21 protein-coding genes and 1 rRNA gene (1 of these 22 cut by a window edge) are annotated in these 26,972 nt (G+C 38.5%); 6 read left to right on the forward strand and 16 right to left on the reverse strand.

What is annotated here, in order from left to right; translation table 11 throughout:
- From ACWATA_RS21295 to ACWATA_RS21315, 5 genes are all read right to left on the reverse strand, one after another.
- Positions 1 to 590: ribosomal RNA gene (locus ACWATA_RS21295) — 16S ribosomal RNA — on the reverse strand; it reaches 962 nt to the left of the window's first position.
- Between the two features lie 411 nt (positions 591 to 1,001).
- The gene (locus ACWATA_RS21300; protein ID WP_028412535.1) at positions 1,002 to 1,778 is read right to left on the reverse strand and encodes an enoyl-CoA hydratase-related protein; all 777 of its coding nucleotides are present in this window, start codon (positions 1,776 to 1,778) and stop codon (positions 1,002 to 1,004) included.
- 34 nt (positions 1,779 to 1,812) lie between these two features.
- Positions 1,813 to 3,345 (reverse strand): fatty acid--CoA ligase family protein, encoded by a 1,533-nt coding sequence (locus tag ACWATA_RS21305; protein ID WP_028412536.1) that lies wholly within the window; start codon positions 3,343 to 3,345, stop codon positions 1,813 to 1,815.
- Between the two features lie 169 nt (positions 3,346 to 3,514).
- Positions 3,515 to 4,504: a lipoate--protein ligase gene (gene lplA, locus ACWATA_RS21310; RefSeq protein ID WP_098112859.1), complete on the reverse strand. Its 990-nt coding sequence runs from the start codon at positions 4,502 to 4,504 to the stop codon at positions 3,515 to 3,517.
- A gap of 15 nt (positions 4,505 to 4,519) precedes the next feature.
- Positions 4,520 to 5,251 (reverse strand): MBL fold metallo-hydrolase, encoded by a 732-nt coding sequence (locus tag ACWATA_RS21315; RefSeq protein WP_028412538.1) that lies wholly within the window; start codon positions 5,249 to 5,251, stop codon positions 4,520 to 4,522.
- Between the two features lie 227 nt (positions 5,252 to 5,478).
- Between ACWATA_RS21315 and yhfH the strand changes: the two genes are divergently transcribed.
- Positions 5,479 to 5,610 carry a protein YhfH gene (gene yhfH / locus ACWATA_RS21320; protein ID WP_013055337.1) on the forward strand — a complete coding sequence of 44 codons (132 nt, stop codon included), beginning with the start codon at positions 5,479 to 5,481 and terminating at the stop codon, positions 5,608 to 5,610.
- Positions 5,611 to 5,649: 39 nt separating this feature from the next.
- Here the strand turns inward: yhfH and ACWATA_RS21325 are convergent, their stop codons facing one another.
- The 3 genes from ACWATA_RS21325 to ACWATA_RS21335 form a co-directional block, all read right to left on the reverse strand.
- Positions 5,650 to 7,233: a response regulator gene (locus tag ACWATA_RS21325; RefSeq protein ID WP_098112858.1), complete on the reverse strand. Its 1,584-nt coding sequence runs from the start codon at positions 7,231 to 7,233 to the stop codon at positions 5,650 to 5,652.
- Positions 7,211 to 9,031, reverse strand: a complete 1,821-nt coding sequence (locus ACWATA_RS21330) for a cache domain-containing sensor histidine kinase (RefSeq protein ID WP_098112857.1) — start codon at positions 9,029 to 9,031, stop codon at positions 7,211 to 7,213. The genes ACWATA_RS21325 and ACWATA_RS21330 overlap by 23 nt, the downstream gene beginning before the upstream one ends.
- Positions 9,032 to 9,180: 149 nt before the next feature.
- Positions 9,181 to 10,470, reverse strand: a complete 1,290-nt coding sequence (locus ACWATA_RS21335; RefSeq protein ID WP_013081692.1) for an ABC transporter substrate-binding protein — start codon at positions 10,468 to 10,470, stop codon at positions 9,181 to 9,183.
- 281 nt (positions 10,471 to 10,751) lie between these two features.
- On the opposite strand from ACWATA_RS21335, the gene ACWATA_RS21340 reads away from it, so the two are divergent.
- Positions 10,752 to 12,929 (forward strand): peptidoglycan D,D-transpeptidase FtsI family protein, encoded by a 2,178-nt coding sequence (locus ACWATA_RS21340; protein ID WP_033580639.1) that lies wholly within the window; start codon positions 10,752 to 10,754, stop codon positions 12,927 to 12,929.
- A gap of 52 nt (positions 12,930 to 12,981) precedes the next feature.
- Here ACWATA_RS21340 and ACWATA_RS21345 read toward each other — a convergent pair whose 3' ends face one another.
- The 5 genes from ACWATA_RS21345 to ACWATA_RS21365 all read right to left on the reverse strand — a co-directional run bounded on the left by ACWATA_RS21345 (position 12,982) and on the right by ACWATA_RS21365 (position 19,672).
- Complete coding sequence (locus ACWATA_RS21345) at positions 12,982 to 13,551, reverse strand: TetR/AcrR family transcriptional regulator (RefSeq protein WP_028412542.1); 570 nt, start codon at positions 13,549 to 13,551, stop codon at positions 12,982 to 12,984.
- A gap of 162 nt (positions 13,552 to 13,713) precedes the next feature.
- Positions 13,714 to 15,135, reverse strand: coding sequence for a protoporphyrinogen oxidase (gene hemY / locus ACWATA_RS21350; protein WP_013055331.1), 1,422 nt, complete (start codon positions 15,133 to 15,135; stop codon positions 13,714 to 13,716).
- Between the two features lie 137 nt (positions 15,136 to 15,272).
- Positions 15,273 to 16,205: a ferrochelatase gene (hemH, locus tag ACWATA_RS21355; RefSeq protein ID WP_028412544.1), complete on the reverse strand. Its 933-nt coding sequence runs from the start codon at positions 16,203 to 16,205 to the stop codon at positions 15,273 to 15,275.
- Positions 16,206 to 16,302: 97 nt separating this feature from the next.
- Positions 16,303 to 17,346, reverse strand: coding sequence for a uroporphyrinogen decarboxylase (hemE, locus tag ACWATA_RS21360; RefSeq protein WP_098112856.1), 1,044 nt, complete (start codon positions 17,344 to 17,346; stop codon positions 16,303 to 16,305).
- A 196-nt stretch (positions 17,347 to 17,542) separates the two neighbouring features.
- Positions 17,543 to 19,672, reverse strand: a complete 2,130-nt coding sequence (locus ACWATA_RS21365; protein ID WP_473050167.1) for a transglycosylase domain-containing protein — start codon at positions 19,670 to 19,672, stop codon at positions 17,543 to 17,545.
- A 185-nt stretch (positions 19,673 to 19,857) separates the two neighbouring features.
- Here ACWATA_RS21365 and ACWATA_RS21370 point away from each other — a divergent pair, with 185 nt between their 5' ends.
- Positions 19,858 to 20,364 carry an antibiotic biosynthesis monooxygenase family protein gene (locus ACWATA_RS21370; RefSeq protein ID WP_013055327.1) on the forward strand — a complete coding sequence of 169 codons (507 nt, stop codon included), beginning with the start codon at positions 19,858 to 19,860 and terminating at the stop codon, positions 20,362 to 20,364.
- 83 nt (positions 20,365 to 20,447) lie between these two features.
- Positions 20,448 to 21,836, forward strand: coding sequence for a hypothetical protein (locus ACWATA_RS21375; RefSeq protein WP_047751678.1), 1,389 nt, complete (start codon positions 20,448 to 20,450; stop codon positions 21,834 to 21,836).
- A gap of 47 nt (positions 21,837 to 21,883) precedes the next feature.
- Here the strand turns inward: ACWATA_RS21375 and ACWATA_RS21380 are convergent, their stop codons facing one another.
- Positions 21,884 to 22,549 carry a phosphatase PAP2 family protein gene (locus ACWATA_RS21380; RefSeq protein ID WP_028412547.1) on the reverse strand — a complete coding sequence of 222 codons (666 nt, stop codon included), beginning with the start codon at positions 22,547 to 22,549 and terminating at the stop codon, positions 21,884 to 21,886.
- Positions 22,550 to 22,774: 225 nt separating this feature from the next.
- On the opposite strand from ACWATA_RS21380, the gene ACWATA_RS21385 reads away from it, so the two are divergent.
- Together ACWATA_RS21385 and ACWATA_RS21390 are read left to right on the forward strand one after the other, a co-directional pair.
- Positions 22,775 to 23,983, forward strand: coding sequence for a M20 family metallopeptidase (locus ACWATA_RS21385; protein WP_028412548.1), 1,209 nt, complete (start codon positions 22,775 to 22,777; stop codon positions 23,981 to 23,983).
- Between the two features lie 113 nt (positions 23,984 to 24,096).
- Positions 24,097 to 24,816 carry an EcsC family protein gene (locus ACWATA_RS21390; RefSeq protein WP_165635908.1) on the forward strand — a complete coding sequence of 240 codons (720 nt, stop codon included), beginning with the start codon at positions 24,097 to 24,099 and terminating at the stop codon, positions 24,814 to 24,816.
- Between the two features lie 37 nt (positions 24,817 to 24,853).
- Here the strand turns inward: ACWATA_RS21390 and ACWATA_RS21395 are convergent, their stop codons facing one another.
- A complete protein-coding gene (locus ACWATA_RS21395) occupies positions 24,854 to 26,059 on the reverse strand; it encodes an ABC transporter permease (RefSeq protein WP_154992349.1) in 1,206 nt (401 codons plus the stop codon).
- The gene (locus ACWATA_RS21400; RefSeq protein ID WP_034267986.1) at positions 26,052 to 26,795 is read right to left on the reverse strand and encodes an ABC transporter ATP-binding protein; all 744 of its coding nucleotides are present in this window, start codon (positions 26,793 to 26,795) and stop codon (positions 26,052 to 26,054) included. The genes ACWATA_RS21395 and ACWATA_RS21400 overlap by 8 nt, the downstream gene beginning before the upstream one ends.
- Between the last annotated feature and the right edge of the window lie 177 nt (positions 26,796 to 26,972).

The following is a 26,972-nucleotide window of genomic DNA, read 5'->3' on the forward strand; positions in this document are numbered from 1 at the left end:
GCGCGCGCTTTACGCCCAATAATTCCGGATAACGCTTGCCACCTACGTATTACCGCGGCTGCTGGCACGTAGTTAGCCGTGGCTTTCTGGTTAGGTACCGTCAAGGTACGAGCAGTTACTCTCGTACTTGTTCTTCCCTAACAACAGAGTTTTACGACCCGAAAGCCTTCATCACTCACGCGGCGTTGCTCCGTCAGACTTTCGTCCATTGCGGAAGATTCCCTACTGCTGCCTCCCGTAGGAGTCTGGGCCGTGTCTCAGTCCCAGTGTGGCCGATCACCCTCTCAGGTCGGCTATGCATCGTTGCCTTGGTGAGCCGTTACCTCACCAACTAGCTAATGCACCGCGGGCCCATCTGTAAGTGATAGCCGAAACCATCTTTCAATCATCTCCCATGAAGGAGAAGATCCTATCCGGTATTAGCTTCGGTTTCCCGAAGTTATCCCAGTCTTACAGGCAGGTTGCCCACGTGTTACTCACCCGTCCGCCGCTAACGTCATAGAAGCAAGCTTCTAATCAGTTCGCTCGACTTGCATGTATTAGGCACGCCGCCAGCGTTCATCCTGAGCCAGGATCAAACTCTCCGAAGAAATGTTTGACTTGCTCATTTAAAAAATAAAAATTAACGTTGACGTTTGTCGCTTTGTTCAGTTTTCAAAGTTCAACCGCCGCTCTTAAGCGACTTTATTATCTTATCAAGTTACCGACGTAATGTCAACAACTTTTTGAAATTCTTTTTTCAGCTTCGTTGTTACTGTTATGTCTCAACGACGCTTTATAATAATAAAATATATCTTTATTAAAGTCAACAGTTTTTAACAAAAAAATTCGAAATCATTACTTTTTGATTCAGATAGCTGTTTTATCTAGATCATATCATCATATTATAGGCAAAAGCTAGGTTTAAACTTTTCCTTCTCTATTCTTGAACCCTTTACTTTTTTTAATTTCTTCATTATACGAAGAAATTAAAAAAGAGCTGTCCATTAGACAGCCCCTTCTTATTTCCCTTTAAAACTAGGTCTTCTCTTCTCAGCAAATGCTTGAAGCGCCTCTAGACGATCTTCTGTCGGAATCGTTAACTCATATGCTTTTCGTTCAATTTGCAAGCCAGTCTGCAAATCGGCCTTCATTCCTTCTTTGATAGCAAATTTTGCTTGCTGAAGTGCAATTGGCCCATTTTTTAATAAAAGCGAGATAAAAATATCTATTGTTTCTTCTATTTGATATCCAGGAGCTACCTTCGTTACTAGACCACATTCTTTTGCTTCTGATGCCGTGAGGCGCTGAGCTGTTAAAATTAGTTCCATTGCTTTTGCTTCACCAACTAGGCGAGGGAGACGCTGTGTTCCTCCTGCGCCTGGTATAATCGCTAAGCTTGTTTCCGTTAAACCCATAAGCGCTTCTGTTGAAGCAATCCGGAAATCACATGCTAAAGCCAGCTCCATTCCTCCTCCAAATGCATATCCGTTGATGATTGCTATCGTTGGCTGAGGAAGCTGCTCTATCTTAGAAAACACTTCTCCTATTTTGTAAATATTGCGCTTTACCTCTTGATCAGAGAGGGTTTTACGTTCTTTTAAATCCGCACCTACACTAAAAGATTTTTCACCTGCCCCTTTAAACGTCACAACTCGAATATCTTTTTGAATACGAATTCCTTCAATTGCTTCTTCCAATTCTTTAAGCATATCGTAATTAAAAGCATTCATCGCTTCCGGACGGTTCAGTATCACATGGGCGACGTGTCCCTTTATTTCATAAGAAATAGATGACATTTTTTACCACCTCCAAATTGGAATCGCTTTCATTTTATCGCTCCTGAGATACCTGCTGCTTCAGTGCACGCCTTAAAATTTTTCCCGTTGTATTTTTAGGAAGTTCTTTTAAAAATTCAATTTCACTTGGCACTTTATATTTAGCAAGGTGCTCTTTGCAGTAGGCAATAAGCTTCTCTTCCGTTATCTCTTGATTATTGCAAACCACGTAACACTTCACACATTCACCTAAAGAAGGATCAGGAACTCCGATAACAGCCACTTCTACAATATCCCGATGCGCATATAGCACTTCTTCTACTTCGCGAGGATAAACATTATATCCTCCTACAATAATTAAATCTTTTTTACGGTCAACGATATAAAAATAACCTTCCTTATCCATTCTTGCTAAGTCACCTGTATACAGCCAACCATCTCGGAGAGCATATTCCGTATCTTCAGGAAGCTTATAATACCCTTTCATCACATTAGGGCCTTTGACGATAAGTTCGCCAACTTGTCCTACTTCTACTTCTTTTCCTAGTTCGTTTACCACTTTATTTTCAACATTCATAATAGATGTGCCTATAGAACCTGCTTTTCTCTCTCGATCAATCGGATTGAAACACGTCACAGGAGAAGCCTCAGATAATCCATAGCCTTCTGCTACCATGACCCCAAACTTACGTTCAAAATGGGTTAGAAGTGCCACCGGCATTGATGCCCCGCCTGATATACAAAGCCTTACCGTGTGAAAGTGCTCTTTTTTCCCTTTGTCATGCTGAAGTAAAAAATTATACATTGTCGGAACGCCAGCAAAAATAGTCGCTTGTCGATTTTGAATTAATTCAAATATAGAAGATGGACTGAATTTTGGTTCAATTAATATCGTTCCTCCATTCATTAAAGGCGCATTCAATGAAACAGTTAAACAAAATACGTGAAACATCGGCAAAGCAGCTACGACTCGGTCATTCCCATTTATACTTAAATAATCTGCTACGTCTTGAGCGTTTGAATAAATATTCTTATGCGTAAGCATAGCTCCTTTTGGTTTTCCAGTCGTTCCTGACGTATACAGAATGATGGCCACATCTTCTTCTTTTAACTCGAGAAAATCATATGTAGCTTCCCCTCTGTTTACAACTTGCGAAAACGTGTGAAAATAAGAAGGTATACTTTCCACTGTATCTGTCGTTTCACATAAGATAACGTGTTCCAAAAATGGAGTGTGTCCAATGATTTTTTTTAAAACAGGGAGAAGTAAATCAACCGCAATAACTGCTTTTACATCTCCATCCTGAAGCATGTAGCTAATTTCATCCGCTGTGTAAATAGGATTAATGGGTATAACAGTAGCTCCTACTCGAAGAGCACCGTACAATCCAATAACAAAATGAGGCGAGTTGCCGACAATTAAAGCGATATGATCTCCTTTTTTTACACCTAATTGCTTCAGACCATTAGCAAACTTAGATACCGATGCATCAAGATCTGCATAAGATGTTTCCTGATCCATAAAAACATATGCCGATTTTTGCGGAAATTGCTCAGCTGTTTTATGAAGCTGTGCTGACAAATTCATCTCATAACTTCCTCCTTTTAATAACGAATGAATGAACAACCATTCATTATTAAGTCATAATAATGGAAAAATTCTTACTTCTTCTATTCTATTATAATGTTACTGCTGTTCTATTGACAAGACTCATCTGTTTAAAAAGAAAAAAAGCCTGATGTGGCAGACTTTTTTCTTAATAGATTAATTCAACAAACTCTTCTTTTGTAATATTACCAAAATAATGTGGAATATTGATGTCCTCCAAGGCTTGTTCAATAGAAGCTTTTTCATAACGAACACCTGTTAATTTTTCCTGTACTTCCTGGACATCTCCCACTCCAAAGAAATCTCCATAGATGGTGCAAGCATCGATTTTCCCTTTATTCACTTCCAAACGAACGTCAATTTGTCCCACAGGAAAGCGGTGAGAGTGCTGTAAGTTAAATTTAGGTGATTTTCCATAGTTCCAATCCCATGACTGATAGCGCTCTTTAGAAATTTGATGAATCGTTTCCCAATCTTTTTCCGTTAGTTTATATTCTGTTATATTTTCTTCTCCCTCAAAGATATACCGAAGCAGCATTTCTCTAAATTCTTCCACCGTTACTTTCTGTTCTAAAAATTCACTGATATTCGCTACTCTATTTCGAATAGACTTAATGCCTTTGGATTCAATTTTATCTTTTTTTACTTTTAACGCTGATACCACGTTTTCAATCTCTGAATCAAAAAGAAGAGTTCCATGGCTGAACATCCTTCCTTTCGTCGAAAACTGAGCATTTCCAGAAATTTTACGTCCTTCCGCCATTAAATCATTTCGTCCGCTTAACTCAGCATTGACTCCTAATTTCTTTAACGCTTCCACGACTGGCTCGGTAAACTTTTTAAAATTATGAAAGCTATTTCCATCGTCTTTCGTAATAAAGCTGAAGTTTAAATTTCCTTTATCATGATAAACGGCACCGCCTCCAGATAGACGTCTCACTACATGAATATGCTGATCTTCAACATATTTTGTATTAATCTCCTCAATGGTGTTCTGGTTTTTTCCAATAATAATAGAAGGTTCATTAATATAAAACAGCAGATATGTCTCATTAATATCTAGATGCTTGAGCGCATATTCTTCAATTGCTAAGTTAATTCGGGGATCATAATTTTTTTGATTATCAATAAATAACATTCATTTTCCTCCTTGTTATTCCCATACGTATCCTGATTCAGCTAACGTAAGCGTACCTCCATAACGAGCAGCAGCTTCCTCTACTAGCTGTTGGTGTTCTCCGTAGTGTGGAAGGTGAGTAAGCATGAGTTGTTTGACACTTGCTTTAGAAGCAAGTGTACCGGCTTCTGTACTCGTCATGTGTCCAGCACCGCTTCCATCTTGGCTAGCATAAAAATTACATTCACAAATAAGAAGATCTGCATTTTCGGAGAAAGAAACAAATTCTTCTAAATAGCTCGAGTCCGCTGTGTACACGACGGTTTGATTGCCAGCACTTATTCTCATGGCATAACAAACGACTGGATGTTTCGTTTTCATAAATTCGATTGTAAAAGGCCCAACGTCAAGTTTTTGACTCGGATCGTACTCTACTCCTTTGGTAATTCCTTTATGAGTAAGTTTGTTGAAGCTTTCCTGATCATATGTATGTCCGTAAATAGAAAGTTCCTTAACAGCGTTCCCTAGATGAGTCTGAATGAGGCGAGCATATTGAAATACTCCGACATCAGCCACGTGGTCATGATGATAATGAGATAAAATCATCGCATCTATTTCTTCTGGTTTTGCATATTTTTGCAGCTGAGCCAATGCACCGCTTCCACAATCAACAAGCAGCTGAAATCCATCGTGCTCAACTAAATAGCTAGAAGTAGCTTCTGAAACAGCAGGATATCCTCCCCAAAAACCAATAACAGTTACTTTCATTTCAATCACCCTTTCGTACTATTTTTATTACGTTCAGTATACCCTACTTTTTTTTGAAAACTAACTGAAAGATACTCGTTTTGCCTATTTTATCGAAATAACTCATTGTTATATAACAAATAACCACTTAGAATAGCAAAATAGGCTAGATTGTTATAAAACATAATTGACATTTCACCATCTGTTATAATACAATGTTAGTAACAAAAACAACGGAGGGGATTTAAATGTTAGAAAAAATGACTGAATTTTTCAAAAGATTACCCAATAAAAAGTGCGTAGAATGCGGAAACGACATCGAGGAACAGCATGAGTGCTACGGAAACAAATGCGATCACTGCCTAGATATCATGAAATAAAAAAAGTTGAAACTGTTTTATAACAGTTTCAACTTTTTTTTATACGGTCAAACTGCGATACTCGTTTGGCGTAATGCCTTCTACTTTTTTAAACACTTTTCGAAAGTATTTATCATCATGATATCCTATCATATTCGCAATTTCATAGATTTTTAGTTCTTCATTTAGTAAAAGTGATTTGGCTTTATTCATTCTGACTTTCACCATATAATCTGAAATATTTTCTTGAAATTCTTGCTTAAACTTTCTCGAAATGTATTCACGGCTTAAATAGAAACGTTCCGATATTTCTTGAAGCTTCACATCTCGATGAAAATTTTGCTGCAAATATTGTTCGATCTCATAAATAACGTCGCGATTGTTTTGCTTGCTATACCTTTTTACTACTTTTAAAAAGCGCTTTACTTCACGCTTCTTTCTCTCTACATACTTTGCTAGCTGAAACTGCCCATCTTGGTTATAGAAAAAAGAAAGAACATATTCAGGACCGTTATTTATCGTATAAGGAATGTGATATCTTTTTAACCAATGCTGGCTTAACAGCTGATATTCCTGCTCAAAATGCAGAATTTGCTTTAATGATAGATAATTTTGTGCTTCAAAAGCTGTGATAATTTCGTTGAATACCGGCAAAAAGGCTTCAAACCTCCCTACTTGCAGCGCTTCTTCAATTTTACTGTTATAATCCATCATATTTATTAATAAAGCACTTGCTAAAACGTCTTGCTCGCCGTAGACCTTCACTTTATTTTGATCAAGAACATTGCTTAATAAAAGCGAATTTTTCGCATGTTCATAGGATTTCATTAGCTGATCAATAGAAGAGACTTTGCATCCTCTTGCAATCCGACAGCTCACCTCTAACGTACGGCGAATTGCTGTATGTAAAGTCGTCAGCAAAGAGGTGATGCGTTCAAAATCATTCCAAAATATAATGATAATTTCCCACTTATTTGATAAGTAACGGAAGGCTACCCCATTTTCTCCTGCCATCAGCATTTCATTGATTACATTTAAAATTGAAAAATAGGCTAAATCCCGATCACCTCCAAAAGAACGAATAATGGATTCATCTACACGTACAATCCCCACTTCATATTCTCTAGTCAGATGGAAACCAAACTCTTCATAGATTGATTGATTTAGCAAATAATTGTTCATTAACTGCGTCAGTTTTCGATCTCGATAAATCGGCTTCATTTCATTGATTAAACGATAGCTGCTATTATGGACTTTTCTGGACTCTTCTTCTTTCTTCCATTGAGTTACAGCTCGTACAAGCGTATCGTTTAAAATCGAAGGATCCACTGGCTTTAGAATATAATCCGTACTTCCAAAATGAATAGCTTTACGCATATAGTGGTAGTCATCATACCCTGTTACCACAATCGTTTTGCTAGAAGGTGAATTCTCTTTAATCCACTCCAACAAAGCAATTCCATCGATATTAGGCATCTTCATATCAGTAAAAATGATTTCAGGTCCGTGATCCTCAATAAGCGCAATCGCTTGCTCACCGCTATCAGCTTCTATCACATCTGTAATTTCATGCTCTTCCCACTGTCCAAGCAGCTTTATTCCTTCTCTTACATGCTCTTCATCATCCACGATTAATACTTTCATCACTATCCCTCTTTTCTTCAATTGTTGTTAGCTTTATGACAACGGTAAAATCGTGATTTTCTTGACTGCTAATTTGCATTGAAGCATGATCTCCATAGTAGATGCGAAGTCGTTCATAAATATTTTGCAACCCAATATGCTCATCTGTTTGATTATACGATTGCTGAAGTCTCGCTTTTAATTGATTCAACTCTTTCTCTCCTATCCCTTTTCCGTTATCAGAAACAGTTAGAATCAGTTCTTCTCCGTTTAACTTCGCTGAAATCAACAGCTTTCCGCTTCCTGTGCGGGTTTCGAATCCATGCTTAAAAGAATTCTCAACAAGAGGCTGCAAGATCATTTTCGGTATTCGCATAAGCTCTGCCTCTTTTTCGATATTTAACTCATACTCAAACTTTGAACCAAACCGCTGCTTCTGCAGACTCAAGAAAGCTTTTACGTGATCGACTTCTTGCTTTAAGCTAACGATATCCTCTTTCATATTCATGCTGTAACGCATAATGTGAGAAAGTGAGGTTAATAAAGAATATACTTCAACTGCTTTATGCTTAAGGGCAAGAGTTCCAATCGATTGAAATGCGTTGTATAAAAAATGCGGATTAATTTGTGACTGCAGCACTTTTAGCTGCGTTGATTTATTTTCTAACTCCAATCGGAATTTACGTTCAATTAAGTCATTAATTGTTTCCACCATAGAGGTAAAGTGCCTTCCTAAAACACCAAATTCATCGTTTCCAAGCGATTTAAACCGGACTTCAAATGATCCTTTTTCCACTTCTTTCATATTGCGAATTAATACGTTAATCGGCTGTGTAAAACGGACCGATATAAAAAGCGTCGCGATAACGAGCATACACAAAAATGGCAGGCCAATTAATACATTCATAAGTGCTGTCTTTCTCGCATCTTCATATAAAACACTGTAAGGAATTCGCTTCACAATGTATAAGTCCTCAAAAGGCTGTTTAAGCTTTTCATACATTAATACGCCTGAGAAGCTTTTATCTTCCCATTCCATGCTGTGATCCTCTTGAGACGTAAGCGCCTTTAGCCACGGGTAGTTTTCGTTTTTTCCAATAACCTTTGAATCCGAAGAATACAAAACCTTCCCTTTATTGTTCATTAAATAAAAATCTTCTGACTCTTCATTATATAAGCGCTGCGATATAGATTGAATTTGTGTCATGTTAATGTCTAAAGATAGATAAGCTAACAACTTGTCTGATGGAATTTCATCAATCCGCTGATGAAAGCTAATAACTTGATTCGGCAGTGAGTCAATTAATGTTGATAAATTATTGTAGCTATAAATTTCATGGGTAGGCTCAATGGCAAGAAATTTATGATGTTTATTTAAATAAGAATAGTAAGGCTGGGTGTAAATATCATCGTACTTCCCTCTGCTGCTCACTTTCGAATTATAAGCTGTATACGAGTCATGCCCGTTCTCAATATAAAGATGGAGCTGTTCAATCTCTGGACGAGTATTATATAAATAAAGAAGAGTGCGTGATATTTCTAGTTGATTGGCTCCTAAGTCACTTGATACGCCTTCATCTAACACTTTAATAAATGGGTGGTAGCCGTACAGCCTTTTTGTAATATTAGCAATTTCATTTAAGTAATCACTCAAATCATTGCTTCCATTTTTAATAACTTGATAGTTGGTAGAAATAAATCGATTCTTAACCGTTTCTTTTGTGTATTGATACGTAAAAATCGTTGAAATTAAAAAGGGAATAACGGTTGCGAATAAGAAAAACAAAATTAATTTCTTGCGTATGCTCCAGCCTTTCACAACTAACCTCCTTTGACTAATGTCATACATTATGACTATTATTATACATTAAAAGCGCTTTCAATTAACTATTATTTTTTCATAACTATGAATCTAACCAGCTATTTTTTCACACCAAAAAGTCCGCGTTTTCCACGCGGACTTTTTGGTTATTTTTTCATTTTTGCCCAAATTGTATCTAATTTCTTCATAAACTCTTCTTCCGTCATTTGTTTGCCTGCGTAAGACTGCATTGCTGCGCCTACTTCTTGAACCGTTCCTTCTGGATACTTAAACCAGTTCCAAGATAATGTTTTGCCTTCTTCAGAGTATTTTAAGATATCATCAGATAAAGAATCGATTCCTTTTCCATCGATGTTTTTGAACGCTGGAATGAACTTGAACTTTTCAACTAAGAATTTTTGACCTTCTTTAGAAGAAACCATCCAATTTAAGAATTCCTTCGCTGCTTTTTTATCTGCATCTGGTGCATTTTTGTTCACTACCCAGTTATTTGGAACTCCGATTGCTAATTTATCATTTTTCTTCGCATCGTTGCTGATCGGCATTGGTATAAAGCCCATTTTCATGTCCGGATTGATTTTCGTGATCATATTTACCGTCCAGTTACCTTGTTGCATCATCGCTGTTTCACCAGAAGCAAATTGAGTAACTTGTGTATTGTAATCTGTCGTTAATGGATTTTTATTTCCATACTTTAACGTTAAATCGAACAGATTCATAAATTGCTTAAACGTTTCATTGCCTTCAAATTTTGCTTTTCCTTCGTTTAGACCTTTAATAAACGCATCTGGATCATCTTGCTGCGCCATTGGAATATTAAATAAGTGGTTACCTAGCACCCACCACTCGCCGTATCCGTTAGAAAATGGCGTAATGCCTTTTGCTTTAAGCTTTTTAGAAGCTGCTTCTAATTCCGACAGCGTCTTAGGCAATTCTTTAATGCCTGCTTTTTCAAATAAATCTTTATTATAAATAAAACCATAACCTTCTAAGTTTAGCGGCTGACCATAGATTTTCCCGTCCATTGTCATCGGTTCTTTAGCGATATCATACAGATTATCTACCCACGGCTGATCAGACAAATCTTCTAATTTATCCTTCCACGTTTGCGCTTCTTGGAACCCTCCATTATTAAAGATATCAGGTTCATTTCCAGAGGCAAACTGTGCTTTTAATGCTGCACCATAGTCCGCTCCTCCGCCGACTGTTTGGATGTTAAACTTTACGTTTGGATGTTCTTTTGTATATTCATCCGTTAATTCTTTCAGCTGATCTGCAATTTCCACTTTGAACTGGAACATATCAATAACAACTTGATCACCTGAGCCTGTTGATTTACTTGCTTTTGAATCCGTACCTGAGTTTGAACATGCTGTCGCAAATAAAAGTGATGTTGCTAACACGCCAGACATTATTGAAAGCCTTTTCATTTTCATTCGTTTTGCCCCCCTTGATATCTATCTCTCTTTATTTTACCGATTCTAGGACATTTGAACAGGTAACAATATTGAACAACCGAGTGGAAAATATTGAACACCCCCCTTCAGCACCCTTCGACAGGTCTCTCTTCTTTCGCAAAAATTTCTATAAAATTTTTATCTGTTTTATTCCACCTAATAACATTTATAGACAAAATTATGTTAATATGTAGAGTGATAGATTCATAAGAAAATTTATGAATTTTTTTAACTTGTATAAACAAAGTGAAGGGGTTTACATGAAAACTAAAAAGCGCAAAAAAACACATGTCTCATTTCGAATTAACTGGCTGTTTATTGTGGTTTTCCTGCTTTTTTCTGCACTCATTTTACGATTAGGCTTCGTACAGATTGTGTACGGAGAGAACTATAAACGAGAAGTTGAAAAAACAGAAGATGAAACGGTAGATTCACCGGTTCCTCGCGGAAAGATGCTAGACCGCTATGACCGCGTTATCGTGGATAATAAACCGTTGAACGCTGTCACGTACACGCGTTTGAAGGGCGTCACTCAAGAAGACAAGCTAAAAGTAGCTAAAAAGCTTGCCACTCTTATTGATGTTCCTGTTACAACAGACGTGTTTGGCAAATCGGATAAAAAGAAAGATAAAAATACGATTAAGCTAACAGAACGCGACTTAAAAGATTATTGGATTGCAACTCATCCAAAAGCAGCAGCGAAAAAAATTACCGCAGCAGATAAGCAAAAAGTAAAAGAAGAAAAAATTTCTGAAGATGATTTGTATCCTCTTCAGCTGAAGCGCATCACTAAAAATGAACTTTTATCGGTGAAAGACGACCTTGAAGTGATTGCCATTAAAAGCAAGATGGAAGGCGGGTATGCGTTAACTGCTCAAATTATTAAAAGCGGCTTAACTGATAAAGAGCTTGCCGTTATTAGTGAGCAGCTGAGTGACTTGCCTGGCGTCGATACGACAACTTACTGGGACCGTATGTATACATACGATGACTTACTTAGCACGCTGCTTGGTAAAATCACATCGGCAGACGAAGGGTTACCAAGCGAAAACTTACAGTACTACTTGTCCCACGGCTACAGCCGAAATGACCGAGTAGGAAAAAGTTATTTAGAAAAGCAGTACGAAGACGTTCTTCGTGGTCAAAAAGCGCGCATACAAAACGTAACCGATCGCTCCGGCAACTTAGTGAGTCAAGAGACCGTTACTGAAGGTCAGCGCGGCAGTGACTTAATTTTAACGATTGATATGGAACTGCAAAAACAAGTCGAAGATGTTTTAACGAAAGCTGTACTTGAAGGCTCTGCGAGGAACCGCTTAATGGACCGAGCGTTTGCTATTATGATGGACCCACATACGGGAGACATTTTAGCAATGGGAGGAAAACAGCTTGTTACTGACAAACAAACAGGAGCACGCAAAGTTCAAGACTTCGCGCTTGGAAATCTTACAACTTCTTATGAAGTAGGTTCCGCGGTTAAAGGAGCGACCGTTCTAGCCGGACTTGACTCAGGTGCAATTCAGCCTGGTACTGTTTTTTATGACGCACCAATGAAGTTTGCTGGTACTAAACCGAAGAAATCTTCTCACAATATGGGAGCTACAGGTATCGAAAAAGCTCTCGAGCAATCTTCTAACGTTTTTATGTATAGAACAATTCTAAACATGGCTGGTGAAACTTATCGACCTGGCGGATCATTGCATATCTCGCCTTCTATTTTTAATAAAATGCGTTCATACTACAGTCAGTTTGGCCTTGGAATTCCAACGGGAATTGATTTAGAAAACGAATCAACCGGTATTCGTAACACCGTGACAAACGAACCTGGTAAAGCTCTCGACTTTGCAATTGGTCAATACGATACGTATACACCGCTTCAGCTTGTTCAATACATTTCAACAATTGCCAATGGTGGATACAGAATGAAACCTCACCTTGTGAAAGAAATTCGTGAGCCTGAACTTGACAGTGAGCTAAAAGGAAGTATACAAAGTTCCGTGGAACCACAAGTATTAAACCGTATTACAATGAATCAGTCGCAAATTGACATTGTAAAACGTGGTTTTCGTCGTGTTGTTACTGCTCAAGGTGGTACTGGACACGCCTTGTATACAAATCCAAAATACAGAAAATATAATATAGCAGGCAAGTCAGGAACAGCTGAAACCTATAATCAAGGCGTAAGCGTACGTAACTCCACTTTTGTCTCTTATGCACCTTATGACAATCCTGAAGTAGCTGTAGCAGTTGTTATTCCTTCTGCGTATGTTGCTGGAGCGAATTCTGGCGGACAAAGTAAAACTATTACAGGTGATGTTATTGATGCCTACTTCAAACTTAAAAAGCAAGGAAATACAGAAGTAGAACAAAAAGAAGAAGATGCAAAAACAGGAAATACAGAATTAAACGGCGTAAAAAAAGATGATAATGAACAATAAAAAAGGTCTCGTCATGAGACCTTTTTTGTTTTTTCTATGAAAAAAGCCTATCTCACTGAGACAGACCGCGTAAAAAGTATAGTTCAATTAATTCAGCAATTTTTTCTTCTGAAAGCGGCTCATGCCGTTTTTCCCAATCATAGACGAGTGCAATGTACATTTTAAATAGTAAAAAAGCTGTGAGCTCCGGGTTGCACGGTTTGATTTCTTTTTTAGAAATCGCAATTTCGATTTTGTTTTTTATATAAGTCAAAATCTCTTCTTCTACTCGCACAAGCACTTCTTGCACTGCTGTAGTGCCTAACTGCTGTTCCTGTACCAGCTTCAGCATGAGCTGATGCTCAGTGCGGAATTCTAAGATTCGAAAAATGGCTGCTTGGGCATTTTCAAAAAAAGGACGGCTGCTGTCAATGACAGTTTCAGCTGCATCTGTCATTTCTCGAATCATTCGTGTCACAATTTCATCGAATAACTCTTCTTTGTTTTTAAAAAAAGTATAAATCGTTCCTTTTCCGACATTTGCAAGCTTCGCCACTTGCTCCATAGTCGTTGCTTTATATCCAAACAGCGCAAATGATTTTGACGCTGCATCAACAACTGATTGCTTTCGGTCTATCGCCACGTTATCCCCTTCTTTCTGACCAAATGAATATTTCAGTCAACAAGTACGGTTTTACTATAGCATAAGTTTCTTTTGCTTTTCAACCACAATCTCTTCTCTTAGTATAACCTTTCTCTACGGGTAGTAGACAAAAAAGCGGAGCATTGATTCACCGCTCCACTTCTACAGTTGCTGCACATATTTAACCGCTTTTTTAGCCACATCTTCTCCTTGCTCTACACATTCTGGTATACCCAGACCTTCGTATGAACTTCCCGCTACATAAAGACCGGCAAGCTCTTTTTCAAGCTGTTCGTTCATCGTATCTAGCATATCGTGATGTCCGACCGTATACTGAGGCATTGACTGCTTCCATCTCGTTACCGCGTAAAATTCAGGCTCAGCAGAAATGGTAATGAGCTTCTTCAAATCCTCCAGGACAATTTTAAAAATTTCATCGTCAGGCTGATCCACCACAGCTTCATCCCCGGTTCGTCCAACTAAACATCTTAGCAGCACTTTTCCTTCCGGAACCGCATGCGGCCACTTTTTATTTAGCCACGTGCATGCCGTAATCGTGTAATCGCTATTTCTGGAAACGGCGATGTTCATTGCATCTAGATTGTCTTGCAGCGCTTCTTGTGCAAAGGCTATCACAACAGTAGCTACTGAAGTGGAAGGCATATGCTTTAACGGTTCGAATATTTTATATTCCGAGAGCATAGACTGAGCAGCTGCATGAGGAGAAGTTACAATAACGCTGTCTGCTTTTATTACTTTCCCGCTATTTAAGGATAATTCATATGTGGTATCTTCTTTATAAATTTTCTCTACCTTTATTCCTTTTGTAATAATATCAGGATCTATTGCTTTTTCTACCCCATCTACTAGCGATTGAAGACCTTCTTTTAATGTTAAAAAGACGCTATTTTTTTTAAACTCCGAATCATCACCGTGCTGTGGGTGAATTTCTTTTAGCTTTTTCATTCCAACAATTAAGCTTCTGTACTTATGTTCAGCATGCAAAAACTGTGGAAATGTTGATCTTAAACTCAAACGATCAACGTCTCCTGCGTAAATTCCTGATAATAGAGGCTCAATTAAATTTTCAACAACTTCATCACCAAACCGTCTTCTAAAAAATACGCCTAGCGAACGGTCATCCTGATTTTTTGTCTTCGGTATAAAAAAATCAGCTGCTGCGCGCAGCTTGCCAACAGGCGAAAATAGCCCTGTTGTGATAAAAGGAGATAACTTGGTTGGTATCCCCATTACAGCACCATCAGGCAGCGCATGCGGTGTATCTTTTACCAGAATATAGGATTTTCCCTTTTCATTTCCGACTAGCTCCCGACCTAGCCCCACTTCTTTTGCCAGTTTTGTAGCAGCTAGCTTACGCGCTAAAAATGAATCAGGACCTTTTTCAAATAAATAACCGTCTCGTTTGACCGTTTGAATTTTCCCGCCAAGCCGATGCGTCGCTTCTATTAGTTGAAGATCAATAGGCAGCTGATGATCCTTTATTTTTTTTTGCAAATAATAGGCAGCTGAAAGACCTGTTATTCCTCCACCGATGATGACAACCTTTTTTCGTCTATCCGTCATGTTATCATCGCCTTTTCTGTAAAATTCAATATAAAGAGAAGCGATTATGGAAACCCATAGCTCGCTTCTTACTTTTCTTTATATTGATTATAAGTTACTTTTCGTCCCTGTTCAACGTACAAAGAATCTATATTGACTTAACGGGCAATTCGTTTTAACACAACTGTAGCTAACCCATCGATAAATTCAGGCTGTGCATTCGGCATTTCAGGACGGTAATAATCAGCCCCAATTTCATCTGTCACCACTTTGCATTCGTAGTCGTTATCATAAAGTACTTCTAAGTGGTCCGCGATAAATCCAACCGGGGTATAGACGAACGACGTATAGCCTTTTTCTTCATGCAGTTCTCTTGTTAAATCTTGGACATCAGGACCTATCCATGGCTCAGGCGTATTTCCAGCACTTTGCCAGCCAATTTCGTAATGTTCAATACCAGCTGCTTGTGCAATTAAATCCGCTGTTTCTTGAAGCTGATTTGGATATGGATCTCCTGCTGCAATAATTTTTTCTGGCAAGCTATGCGCAGAAACAATCAATACGGCTTTTTGGCGTTTCTCTTCGTCTATTAAATCAAACGTTTGTTTAACACGTGTAGCCCAGTACTGAATGAACTTTGGCTCACTGTACCAGCTTTCTACGGAATGAATGATTGGTCCTCCTAATTTTTCAGCTGTTTCTTTGGCGCGTCCATTATAGGATTTTACGCTAAACGTTGAAAAGTGAGGTGCAAGCACAATGCTGACCGCTTCTTTAATTCCGTCTTTATGCATGGCTTCTACTGCATCTTCAACAAACGGTTCAATATGCTTTAAGCCAAGATACGCTTTAAATTCAATTTCATCCTGTACTTCATTCAAGCGCTTTTCTAGACTTTCCATTTGCTGCTGCGTAATTTTTGCAAGAGGTGAAATGCCCCCAATTGCTTCGTAGCGGTTTTGTAAATCTTCCAAGGCTTCCGGTGAAGGTTTACGTCCGCGGCGGATATGTGTATAGTAACGTTCAATATCTTCTTCTTTATATGGTGTTCCATATGCCATTACAAGTAATCCCATTACTTTTTTACTCATGTGTTCGACACCTCTTTGTTAGATTCAATACTTGTCTTCATTTTGCCATGAATAAAAAGAAAAATTCAAAGTTTAGCGCTCCAAATTATTTGACAATTTATTGTCTATTTGCAGAATATTCATGAATAAAGGTTGTTAAACGCTTCAACGTTTCCGGCTGAACCTGTGGAAAGACGCCGTGCCCCAAGTTGAAGATGTAACCAGGACTGGCCATCCCTTTATCTAATATTTCTGTTACACGTTCTTCAATAACTTCCCATGGAGCTAACAAAATAGCAGGATCTAAGTTTCCTTGCAGTGTTTTTGTTAAGCCTAGTGCACGTGCTTCATCCAGCTGTGTTCTCCAATCTAATCCCACTACATCCAGCGGCAGATCATGCCATTCTTTTGCCAAATGACTTGCTCCTACTCCAAACATAATGAGAGGTACATTTTTTTCGCGCAAAGAGGTAAAAATCCGCTCCATAACAGGCTTTATAAAATAACGATAATCCGCTACATTTAAAGCCCCCACCCATGAATCAAAGATTTGAATGGCTTTTGCTCCAGCGTCAATTTGCGCTTTTACATATGTAATCGTCATATCTGCTAACTTATCCATTAGCGCAAACCATGCTTTAGGTTCCGTGTACATAAATGCTTTTGTTTTATTATAGTTTTTTGAAGGTCCTCCTTCAATCATATAGCTTGCTACTGTGAAAGGAGCACCGGCAAAACCAATTAGAGGTACTTTTAACTGTTCTGTTGTTAACAGCTTAATCGTATCTAATACATACGGAACATCTTCTTCCGGGGTAATTTCTCCTAGCTTTTCTACATCGCTTAAAGATTGAATTGGATTAGAAATGACAGGACCAATTCCTGACTTGATTTCAACATCCACTCCAATTGAAGGAAGCGGTGACATTATATCTTTATATAAAATAGCTGCATCCACTCCGTACTGTTCAACGGGCAGGCGTGTTACGTATGCCCCAAGCTCCGGCTGATGAGTGATTTCAAATAGAGAGTACTTCTCTTTTAGCTTTCGGTATTCCGGCTGTGAACGCCCTGCTTGGCGCATATACCAAACCGGAACATGATCCGTTTTTTCCCCTCTACAGGCTTTTAAAAAAGTATCGTTAAACGTTCCTTGACTCATAATTTCCACCTTTCTCGATTGTCTTCCATCCGTATTTTCTTCGATTAGACAGACAATAATCAGCAAAGGAACATACCGGTTCCTCTACTGATTAAAGTTTCACGTTATATTCTCTACTTGTCACTATACCCATTTCTTTACGACTTGTATAGCCACCTGCTAAAAATGTCAAAAAATCGCCCTACTCTTCCTTTTTTTATTGAAAAAGAGCAGGTGTTACTTCGTTGGATTTTTTTCCTTTTTGTTGTGTTTGGGAATTGTAAGGAACTACATAATAAGTAGGACTGTCGAGCAGATTCACACGCTCTTTTTCAAATGCTCCTTTTCCCTTCACTTTGCCAATCAATTCGGCTTTATCCCCTTTTTTCTCATAAACATAATAAACAGCTCTTTTATCAGGTGAAGGTGTCCACGATAAACTTACCGTTAGCAAACCAAATGGATGGAATGTTAATTCTTGTTTTAAGTCTTTAACTTGCTCTAAACGTATTGGTTTTGGCAGATCTTTAACGCCTGCTGGCTTTTGAAATGCACCTTCGTCGTAACCAGCTCTTGTTAGAATGTCTTTAAATAATAGAGTTGGATAAGAACTTCCCTTTGTTAAATAGTGCTGGTCATTTGTAGAATCATATCCCATCCACACGCTTCCTACAACATCTGGGGTATATCCAACAAACCAAGCATCTCTTGTGGCTCCTTTAACATTCGTATACGAAGTAGACCCTGTTTTTCCTGCTAACTCTCCTTTAAACTCTCCATTTTTTGCCGTTCCTTCTTTAACAACTCCTTGAAGCATTTTTGTCACATACCAAGCCGTCTGTTTTGAAAATGCTTTGTGAGTGTCGGGAACAGCTTTTGCAATCACTTTTCCATCTTGATCTTTTATCTCTTGAATAAAGTACGGTTGGATGTTTTCTCCATTTTCAGCAAATGCCCGGTACGCTCCTGCTAATTGAAGCGGTGTAATTCCTTCTTTTAATCCTCCAAGAGCAATCGCAAGCCCTTTATCTTCTAACGGAATTCCTAGCTTTGTGAGATACTGCTTGCTTGTTTCAACTCCTAGCTGATTCAATGTCCAGACGGCAGCTGCGTTTTTAGAATCTTTTAGGGCATCGTACATCGTTACCTTTTTAGCATATTGCCCGTCTACGTTTTTAGGTGTGTATCCCCCGTAGCTTCTAAGCTTGTCTTGCAGCAACGAATAAGGCTTGAATTGACCTTCTTCTAACGCAGGGCCATATACCGCAATAGGTTTCATCGTAGAACCTGGCTGTCTTTTGACATTTACGCGGTTGAGCGATTTTTGTACATAATCTCGTCCTCCCATAACAGATAAAACTCCTCCGCTTTTGTTATCGACTAATACAAAAGCACCTTGGGCACTGTTATCTGTACCTGGAAAATAACGATTTTCTTTCATCAGCTCGTAGGCGGCTTCTTGTACTTTTATATTCATCGGTACTTTGACCGTATAACCTCCGCGCAGAAGCTCATTGCCCGAAATGCTGTATTTCTTCTCTGCTTCTTGGATAACCATATCGATATAGGTTAAATACGCTGGATTTTTAGCCTGCTCCTTTATGTTCAACCCCAGCGTTCTTCCTTGCAAACGGACATTTTTTTCAGCTGATAAATAACCTGCTTTTTGCATGGCATTTAACACAACATTTCTACGTTCTATACTTTTTTCTGGATGTAAAATAGGAGAATAGGAATTCGGTGCTTTTGGCAGTGCAGCGAGAAGTGCACCTTCTTCTACCGTTAATTCGGAGACATCTTTATTGAAGTAAAGCTTGGATGCAGCTTGGATTCCATAGGCTCCGTGTCCAAAGTATATTTGATTCAAATACATTTCAAGCAGTTTTTGCTTACTGTAACGCTGCTCCAGGTTAATAGCCACCACTACTTCTTTTGTTTTTCTAAGCAGCGTTTTATCATTCGATAAAAACACATTTTTAGCCAGCTGCTGTGTTAAAGTACTTCCTCCTTCAACACTTCCTCCAGCCAATATATCTCGGTATAATGCTCGGCCAATAGATTTAAAATCGATTCCGTGGTGTTCATAAAAACGAACATCTTCAATTGAAATAAATGCTTGTTGCACATGCTTTGGAATCTTGTCAATTGAAACCAAGTCCCGATTTTTCACATAGAGCTTTGTTAATTCGTCTCCATTTTCATCGACTAATCTCGTAGCCGAGTCCATGACGATTTTTTTCTCATCAATTACATAGTTTCCAAGAAACAAGATGATAATATATCCAATCAATCCTAATAGAAAAATTCCAACTAAGGCAGCAATTGCGTATAAGCCTTTTTTGTACATCGTGCCACCCCTTTTCTTCCGCTAAACTTTTGATAATATGGAAAACAACTTCATCAATGTTTTACTTTACCATCTTCATTAGAAGTTCACAATTTTTGAATTTTTGTGTGTAAAATTTTATAATTTTAGTATGATTTACAATTGTAAATTGTATGCAATTCCCAATTAGAAAGGAAGTATAATCCATGAAGATCTTTATTACTTACGGAACAGGCCCTTACCTTCAAAAGTTGATCGACGAACATCCGAGTGAACGTTTATTACTGCTTCACAAAGATGACGATCAATTTGCACTAGTCCACGAAACAGATGGAGATACAATTTTTAAAGAAGGACATGCTTATGAAGTATTAGATGCTTCTGGAGATCTTGCAGATAGCGGATTTGCTGTACTAAATAATATTTCAGTTACAGATGAAGGCCGTCCTTTGTTTGAACAGCGATTTAGCCAACGCGCTCGTTTAATTGAAAATGAAGCAGGCTTTTCAGCTATTCGTGTGCTTCGTCCACTGCAAAATGACACATACATTATCTTTACAGGATGGAAAGATGAAAGTTCATTTAGCGATTGGCAGTCTTCAAAAGCCTATAATGAAGCACACAAAAAACGCGGTACGTCAGAAGGCGTGGATCAGCAGCCATCGATTTTCTCTCGCCCTTCTTATGTCACCTCATACCACGTAGTTAAATAAGTAAACATCCTCCTAGTAGGCGAGTATCACAATAGGCACAAACGTCATATTGTATACTACATCACCTATTGGGAGGAATTTTTATGGGCATAGAGCTTGGAGCTCTTCATTGGATGTATGTCCTTTTTATCGCCTTCATTATCGGCTTTATGATTATGCGGCGAGATACGAGTATCCTTTGTATACTCGGGATTTTTTTGCTTTCCTTAACGGCTACCTCTTCGTTAAGCCACTCCGTCAGCGCTGTTTTTTCCAGCTTCATTTATGCCATTACAGAACTGCTTCCTACCATTTTAATTATTTCAATTATTGTATCCATGAGTAAAGTCTTAATGGCTACAGGAATAAATGAATCGATGATTTCACCTTTTGCTCGCCTCATTAAAACACCTACTCTTGCCTATTGGGTTATTGGATTAGTTATGATGACCATCTCCTATTTTTTCTGGCCTTCTCCAGCCGTTGCTTTACTTGGAGCCGTGCTTTTACCAGTTGCCATCCGCGTAGGGCTTCCAGCTATAGGCGTAGCTGTAGCGATGAATTTATTCGGCCACGGCGTTGCGCTTTCAGGAGACTTTGTTATTCAAGCTGCCCCTAAGATAACCGCTGACGCAGCAGGTCTTCCGGTTCACGAGGTTGTTCAAGCAAGTGTCCCTCTTGTCATTGTGATGGGAGTCGTTACCACACTCTCTGCTTTTTACTTTCTAAAACAAGATATGAAGCACAATAAAATTCAGGCGCAACCGACAATTTTAACAAGCAGCTCTTCTAACCAATCCACACCTCTTTCTCCTTCATTACGCCGGGCTTTAGCCATTATAGTTCCTCTTTTCTTTGCTATAGACGTATGGGCAATGTTCGCCCTTCATTTACAGGGAGGAGATGCCACTGCTCTCGTTGGAGGTACAGCTCTATTTATTTTAGTAGTGGTGTCGCTTATTGCTCACAAAGGAAAAGGTCTCGAACAAACAACTTCCTACTTGATTGAAGGCTTGCAGTTTGGGTTTAAAGTATTCGGTCCCGTTATTCCGATTGCCGCTTTTTTCTATTTAGGAGATGCTGGATTCAAAACAATCATTGGTGACTTTCTTCCGAAAGGATCACATGGACTTGTCAATGACCTAGGCGTTGCGCTTGCTTCGACTGTACCGTTAACTGCACAGGTCGCTACTGTGACGATAACTGCGCTAGGAGCTATTACAGGGTTAGACGGTTCAGGCTTTTCAGGTATTTCACTCGTAGGCTCTGTCTCTCATTTATTTGCATCTGCTTTAGGATCGGGCGCTGCCACGCTAACTGCTTTGGGGCAAATTGCTGCGATTTGGGTTGGAGGGGGAACGTTGATTCCATGGGCGCTCATTCCAGCTGCTGCGATTTGTGGAGTCAGTCCGTTTGAACTCGCTAGACGCAATTTAAAACCTGTAGCGATTGGATTAGTTGTTACAACGATTGTCGCAATGTTCCTAGTTTAAACAAAAGCCCCCTTCTTTTGATGAAGGGGGTCATATGTATATATTTGTTACATACCTTTTGGAAACTCTTTTTCCGCTGACGGCCTTACATACGCATAAACAAGCGTATAGAAGAAAATGCCTACAATTAGCCACATAAGCCCTAAGCTGTAGCCAGCTAATACATCTGTTAAAAAGTGTTCTCTTAACAGAATACGGCTCACGCCGATTAACAAAACAATTAAAGTAATTGCCCGCTGATACCACTTGGCCACCTTTTGATTGTTTATATGCTTGATCAGAAAAAAGAAAATCAGACCGTAGATAAGAATTCCCATCATTGCATGGCCGCTTGGAAAACTGTAGCCTTCGATGCCTTCAAGAGGACGGGCTCGTTCTACCGCATCTTTAACTGCTTTATTAATAATATCGCCGCTTAAAATAAGTAAAAATGAGGATATCATGCCAATATAGTCTTTTTTTAAAAATAAAAAAACAATAAGTACAGCTAAAAGAACCATAATCATCACTTTTGAAGCTAAAAAAGACAGGCCGTGAAAAACAGATGACGCTGACTGAAGAATAGTGCTGTCATCTATAGCTGAAACAAGCCAGCGGTCTCCTTGAAAAGAATCTGTCGACACAGCAAACAACACTCCTAAAAAAACGAGACCCGCAATCCCAAACGCCCACATCAATTTTTTGTACAGAGATACAGTTTGTGAATCTACCATATCGTTACCTCCTATTATCTCACGAGAAAATTGGTAAAAAACTCATTCTTTGTCCCTATTTCTCATCTTATGTATCTATTATGTATATAAAATATTTCATGATTCAATTACTTTTTTTCAATAACAACGCTTACATTCTTTTCTTTTTTATAGATAATGATATAATGATTAAAATGTCAAAAAATTCAAAACTTTATTCAACTTACACAGAAAGGATATGGTTATGTGAACTCCAAGCTACATACTTTACTTGAAGAAAAATTTGATGAAATGGTTCAAATTCGCCGATATCTGCATCAGTATCCAGAACCGTCTTTTAAAGAATTTCAAACTGCTGCCTACATTCGGTCTTTTTATGACAAGATCGGTATTTCTTACCGAGCAAATGTAGGAGGAAACGGCATTGTAGCAAGCATTCAAGGAGGAAAACCTGGTCCTACTGTAGCTTTGAGAGCCGACTTTGATGCCCTTCCTATTCAAGATGAAAAAGATGTACCCTATCAATCAACTGTTCCGGGCGTGATGCATGCATGTGGCCACGATGGTCATACGGCTACTCTTTTAGTCCTTGCTAAAGCGCTTTTTGAAATAAGAGATTCTCTCCCCGGTAAAATCGTCTTCATTCATCAGCACGCCGAAGAGTATGCTCCCGGAGGCGCCAAGTCCATGATTGAAGACGGATGCTTAGACGGTGTAGACGCGATATTCGGAACGCATTTATGGTCATTAACTCCCACTGGTGTGGTTCAATATCGAACGGGCCCTATTATGGCTGCTGCTGATCGCTTTGAAATTACGATCAAAGGAGCAGGCGGACACGGTGCACAGCCCCACAAAACAAAAGACTCAATCGTCATCGCCTCTCAGCTTGTTGTTAATTTACAGCAAATTGTAAGCAGACGTGTAAATCCAATTGATTCAGCGGTTGTAAGCATAGGTTCTTTTGTAGCGGAAAATGCATTTAATATTATCGCTGATTCTGCTCGACTAATTGGAACGGTACGAACATTTAATGAAGATGTACGAAATGATGTCGAAAAAGAAATCGAACGAATTGTCCAAGGTACATGCTTAACGGCTGATGCTTCTTATGAGCTGAGTTATACGCGCGGCTATCCTTCCGTCGTAAACCACCCGGAAGAAACGGCCTTTCTTGCTTCTGCTGCTTCTCAAATCGATGAAGTTCATACAGTCGAAGAAACGGAGCCTCACATGACTGGAGAAGATTTCTCTTATTATTTGCAGCATATTAAAGGAACGTTCTTCTTTACAGGAGCTCAGCCAGAAGGTGTAGATGCTCCTTATCCTCATCATCATCCTAAATTTGATTTTAACGAAAAAGCAATGCTTATCGCAGCGAAAACGCTTGGTACGGCTGCTGTTGAGTATTTAAGAGAACAAGCTCATTCTAAAAACGCAATAAAAGCGAATTAATCATTCAGCAAGCATTCGTACAGATAAACAGACGATTGCTTGCTGTTTTATTTTAGGAAACTTTTTCTCACTTAAAACGTAGTATTTATATCGACTGAAAAGAGGTGACTTTTTTGAATATGTATGAAGAAAAAGTGTTACGAGAAGCTGAACATTGGAAATTTAGCATGTTGAAACGACCTTCTAAATTTCAGCGTACCGCAAAATCCTTACAGCTTAAACTAAATGAAAAAATCCCTGCTAAAGTCCATAGAATTATAACTGAAAGTATAAAAAAAATGGTTGAAACCACGCTTGTTGGGTCCGATTTCACGACTAAAAAAAGAGATGTCAGCGGTCTTTCGTTTGAAGAAAAAGAGAAAAGAATTTTGGAGCTCATACCTAAGTACAAAAAAACAGCTGCTGTAGAAGGAGCTGGTACTGGTGCAGGTGGTCTCCTTTTAGGCGCAGCAGATTTCCCACTTCTTCTTTCCATAAAAATGAAGTGCTTATTTGACATTGCCGCGACGTATGGTTTTGATGTAAAAGAAAAAGAAGAACGCATTTATATGCTGTATATTTTTCATCTTGCCTTTTGCAGCGACGACCATAGAACGAAGCTGCTCGAAGTAGTAGAAAGCTGGGAGGAAAAGAAAGAGGAACTTCTTGAGCTTGATTGGAAAGCTTTTCAACAAGAATATCGCGATTACATTGATGTTGTGAAAATGTTTCAGCTGATGCCGGGAATTGGAGCTGTTGTAGGTGCGTATGCGAATTATCAGCTTCTTGATCATCTCACAAAAGTAGCGATGAACGTCTATCGCTTTCGGATATTATCTTCGTCTCAAAAGTAGTCTAAAAACGTAAAAAAAGCTCCATTCGGAGCTTTTTTTACGTTAATTTTTTATTTACATATGCATTTACAAATAAGTGAATAAATATAGCACCTGCTGCCAAGGAAAGCAGTGCAGCAACTATATTAGAAAAAGCCACCACTATGGCGAGCACAAGAATTTGTACATACAGCGCTTTTTTCCATACGTCCAAAAATGCCCTTTTTCGTTCTTTAGCTTCGACTGGATAAAGAGAAAGCCATAAAATTTGCTTGTGCTGCTTCCAAAGCGGGAGTAATTGAAAACCCGTCATGTATACAACAAATAAAACAACCACTATATTGCCGTATTGAAACGGCGCAGCTACAATTAAAAATCCGCCAATGACAGTTAAGCGAACGAGCAAACTTAAATAATCTCCTGATCGCAAAAATGTTCTGGTGTACAAGTAATGGTAAGTGGCATTTTGACGAAATGGAATACGTGTTACTAGCCAATCTAAATATCTACGGCGTTTGATTCGTTCTTTGACTTGTGGAACATCCGTAAATAAATTAGCTAATCGATAAAAATAGCCCATGCGCTTTTCTTCTAAGTCAATTAGCTTTTCCCATTTAATCGGCTTCCTTTTTGTAAGAGAGCGATAATAAACGGCTAGCGCAATCATAATTACCGCTACAATTCCTGTGAAAAATACGTATGCATGCGAAAATAAGAAATAAGTAAAAACTGCGTTTAAGAAAAATCTGACGATATAATCTGTCCACTTCGCCCACTTTTCTTCAAACCATACGGCCCACCAAGACATGCCTAAGTTTACAACTTTCAGAATGAGTAATAGCAGAAAAAACACAAAAATATTTGAGTAAGAATCATGCATTACTTTTACGTGAAGAGGCGCTGCTGCACCCGTTGCAAATAATAAAATATAAAGCTGAATCGTAAAGGTAAACCAAAAAGATTTTTTGAAATAAGGCTGCAGCTTCGTCTCCAAAGGAAGCAAAAAGACTAAATCAGGTCGTTTTAAAAACGTTTGAATTTGGCCCATTGTTAAAATCAATCCCATAAGGACCGCAATCACTACAGCCGAAGGAAACGCAGGTGTTAATGTACTCAACCACTGTTGATAATAGTAGGCTAAACCGCCAATCGCAAAAATTAACACTAATTTAATGTGATCATTTAAGATATATTTTGTATATCTTCTTACATCCACTAAATACTGCTGAAATCGTTGCTTCCATAATGCGTCAATCTTACTCATAGCCTTCTTCCTTTGTTAATTCAATATAAATTTCATCAAGAGTAGCATTGCGCATCTGAAATTCTTCTTGAAGATCTTTAAGCGTTCCTTGCGCTCTTACTTCTCCGTTATGTAAAATAACAAATTTATCACAGTAGCGCTCCGCGGTCGCCAAAATGTGTGTGGACATTAAAATGCCTGCACCTTGCTTTTTCATATCCGTCATCAAATCAAGTAAAGATTGAATACCAAGCGGGTCTAAACCTAAAAAAGGTTCATCAATAATATAAAGAGACGGCTGAACCAAAAAAGCGCACATAATCATAACCTTCTGCTTCATCCCTTTTGAAAAATGCGCGGGAAACCATTTTAACTTCCGGTCTAAACGAAATTCTTTTAAAAGCGGCTGCAGACGTGCTTCATATGCTTGAGGCTCAAGTCCATAAGCCATAGCTGTCATATCCAAATGTTCTTTTAATGTTAATTCATCGTAGAGCACAGGAGTTTCTGGAATAAACGTAAACTGACTTCGATAGCCTGTTGGGTCTTGTTGAAAGGTTTTATTATTAATGGATACACTTCCTTTTTTTGCTTCCATTAATCCAATGATATGTTTAATCGTTGTACTTTTTCCGGCTCCGTTTAAGCCGATTAACCCAACTAATTCACCTGCATTTACATCAAACGATACATCTTTTAAGACGGGAGTTTTCGTATATCCCCCTGTAATATTGTTAATTTGCAATAAAGAACCCATCACGATCTCCTTTTATTTGTTCTTTTTTGTCTACAAGCGCAAGCGCTATTTGCTCTATTGTACCAAATCTTTTTCGTCCTCACATCGTTTTCAATTCTTTTCGGTTAATTTTTCCAGAATATAATCGAAATATCGGGACATTCTATATAGGGAAGAAGGAAAACAAGTTATTGATTA

It is taken from the genome of Priestia sp. USM5, assembly GCF_058323215.1.

What these genes read in the sequence shown, in the direction of transcription:
- ACWATA_RS21370 (WP_013055327.1), top strand. Translation starts at nt 19,858, where the DNA reads ATGAAGATCTTTATTACTTACGGAACAGGCCCTTACCTTCAAAAGTTG.
- ACWATA_RS21395 (WP_154992349.1), bottom strand. Translation starts at nt 26,059, where the DNA reads ATGAGTAAGATTGACGCATTATGGAAGCAACGATTTCAGCAGTATTTA.
- hemY (WP_013055331.1), bottom strand. Translation starts at nt 15,135, where the DNA reads ATGACGGATAGACGAAAAAAGGTTGTCATCATCGGTGGAGGAATAACA.
- ACWATA_RS21380 (WP_028412547.1), bottom strand. Translation starts at nt 22,549, where the DNA reads ATGGTAGATTCACAAACTGTATCTCTGTACAAAAAATTGATGTGGGCG.
- ACWATA_RS21305 (WP_028412536.1), bottom strand. Translation starts at nt 3,345, where the DNA reads ATGAATTTGTCAGCACAGCTTCATAAAACAGCTGAGCAATTTCCGCAA.
- ACWATA_RS21365 (WP_473050167.1), bottom strand. Translation starts at nt 19,672, where the DNA reads ATGTACAAAAAAGGCTTATACGCAATTGCTGCCTTAGTTGGAATTTTT.
- yhfH (WP_013055337.1), top strand. Translation starts at nt 5,479, where the DNA reads ATGTTAGAAAAAATGACTGAATTTTTCAAAAGATTACCCAATAAAAAG.
- ACWATA_RS21375 (WP_047751678.1), top strand. Translation starts at nt 20,448, where the DNA reads ATGGGCATAGAGCTTGGAGCTCTTCATTGGATGTATGTCCTTTTTATC.
- ACWATA_RS21325 (WP_098112858.1), bottom strand. Translation starts at nt 7,233, where the DNA reads ATGAAAGTATTAATCGTGGATGATGAAGAGCATGTAAGAGAAGGAATA.
- ACWATA_RS21335 (WP_013081692.1), bottom strand. Translation starts at nt 10,470, where the DNA reads ATGAAAATGAAAAGGCTTTCAATAATGTCTGGCGTGTTAGCAACATCA.
- ACWATA_RS21315 (WP_028412538.1), bottom strand. Translation starts at nt 5,251, where the DNA reads ATGAAAGTAACTGTTATTGGTTTTTGGGGAGGATATCCTGCTGTTTCA.
- hemE (WP_098112856.1), bottom strand. Translation starts at nt 17,346, where the DNA reads ATGAGTCAAGGAACGTTTAACGATACTTTTTTAAAAGCCTGTAGAGGG.
- ACWATA_RS21400 (WP_034267986.1), bottom strand. Translation starts at nt 26,795, where the DNA reads ATGGGTTCTTTATTGCAAATTAACAATATTACAGGGGGATATACGAAA.
- ACWATA_RS21340 (WP_033580639.1), top strand. Translation starts at nt 10,752, where the DNA reads ATGAAAACTAAAAAGCGCAAAAAAACACATGTCTCATTTCGAATTAAC.
- hemH (WP_028412544.1), bottom strand. Translation starts at nt 16,205, where the DNA reads ATGAGTAAAAAAGTAATGGGATTACTTGTAATGGCATATGGAACACCA.
- lplA (WP_098112859.1), bottom strand. Translation starts at nt 4,504, where the DNA reads ATGTTATTTATTGATAATCAAAAAAATTATGATCCCCGAATTAACTTA.
- ACWATA_RS21300 (WP_028412535.1), bottom strand. Translation starts at nt 1,778, where the DNA reads ATGTCATCTATTTCTTATGAAATAAAGGGACACGTCGCCCATGTGATA.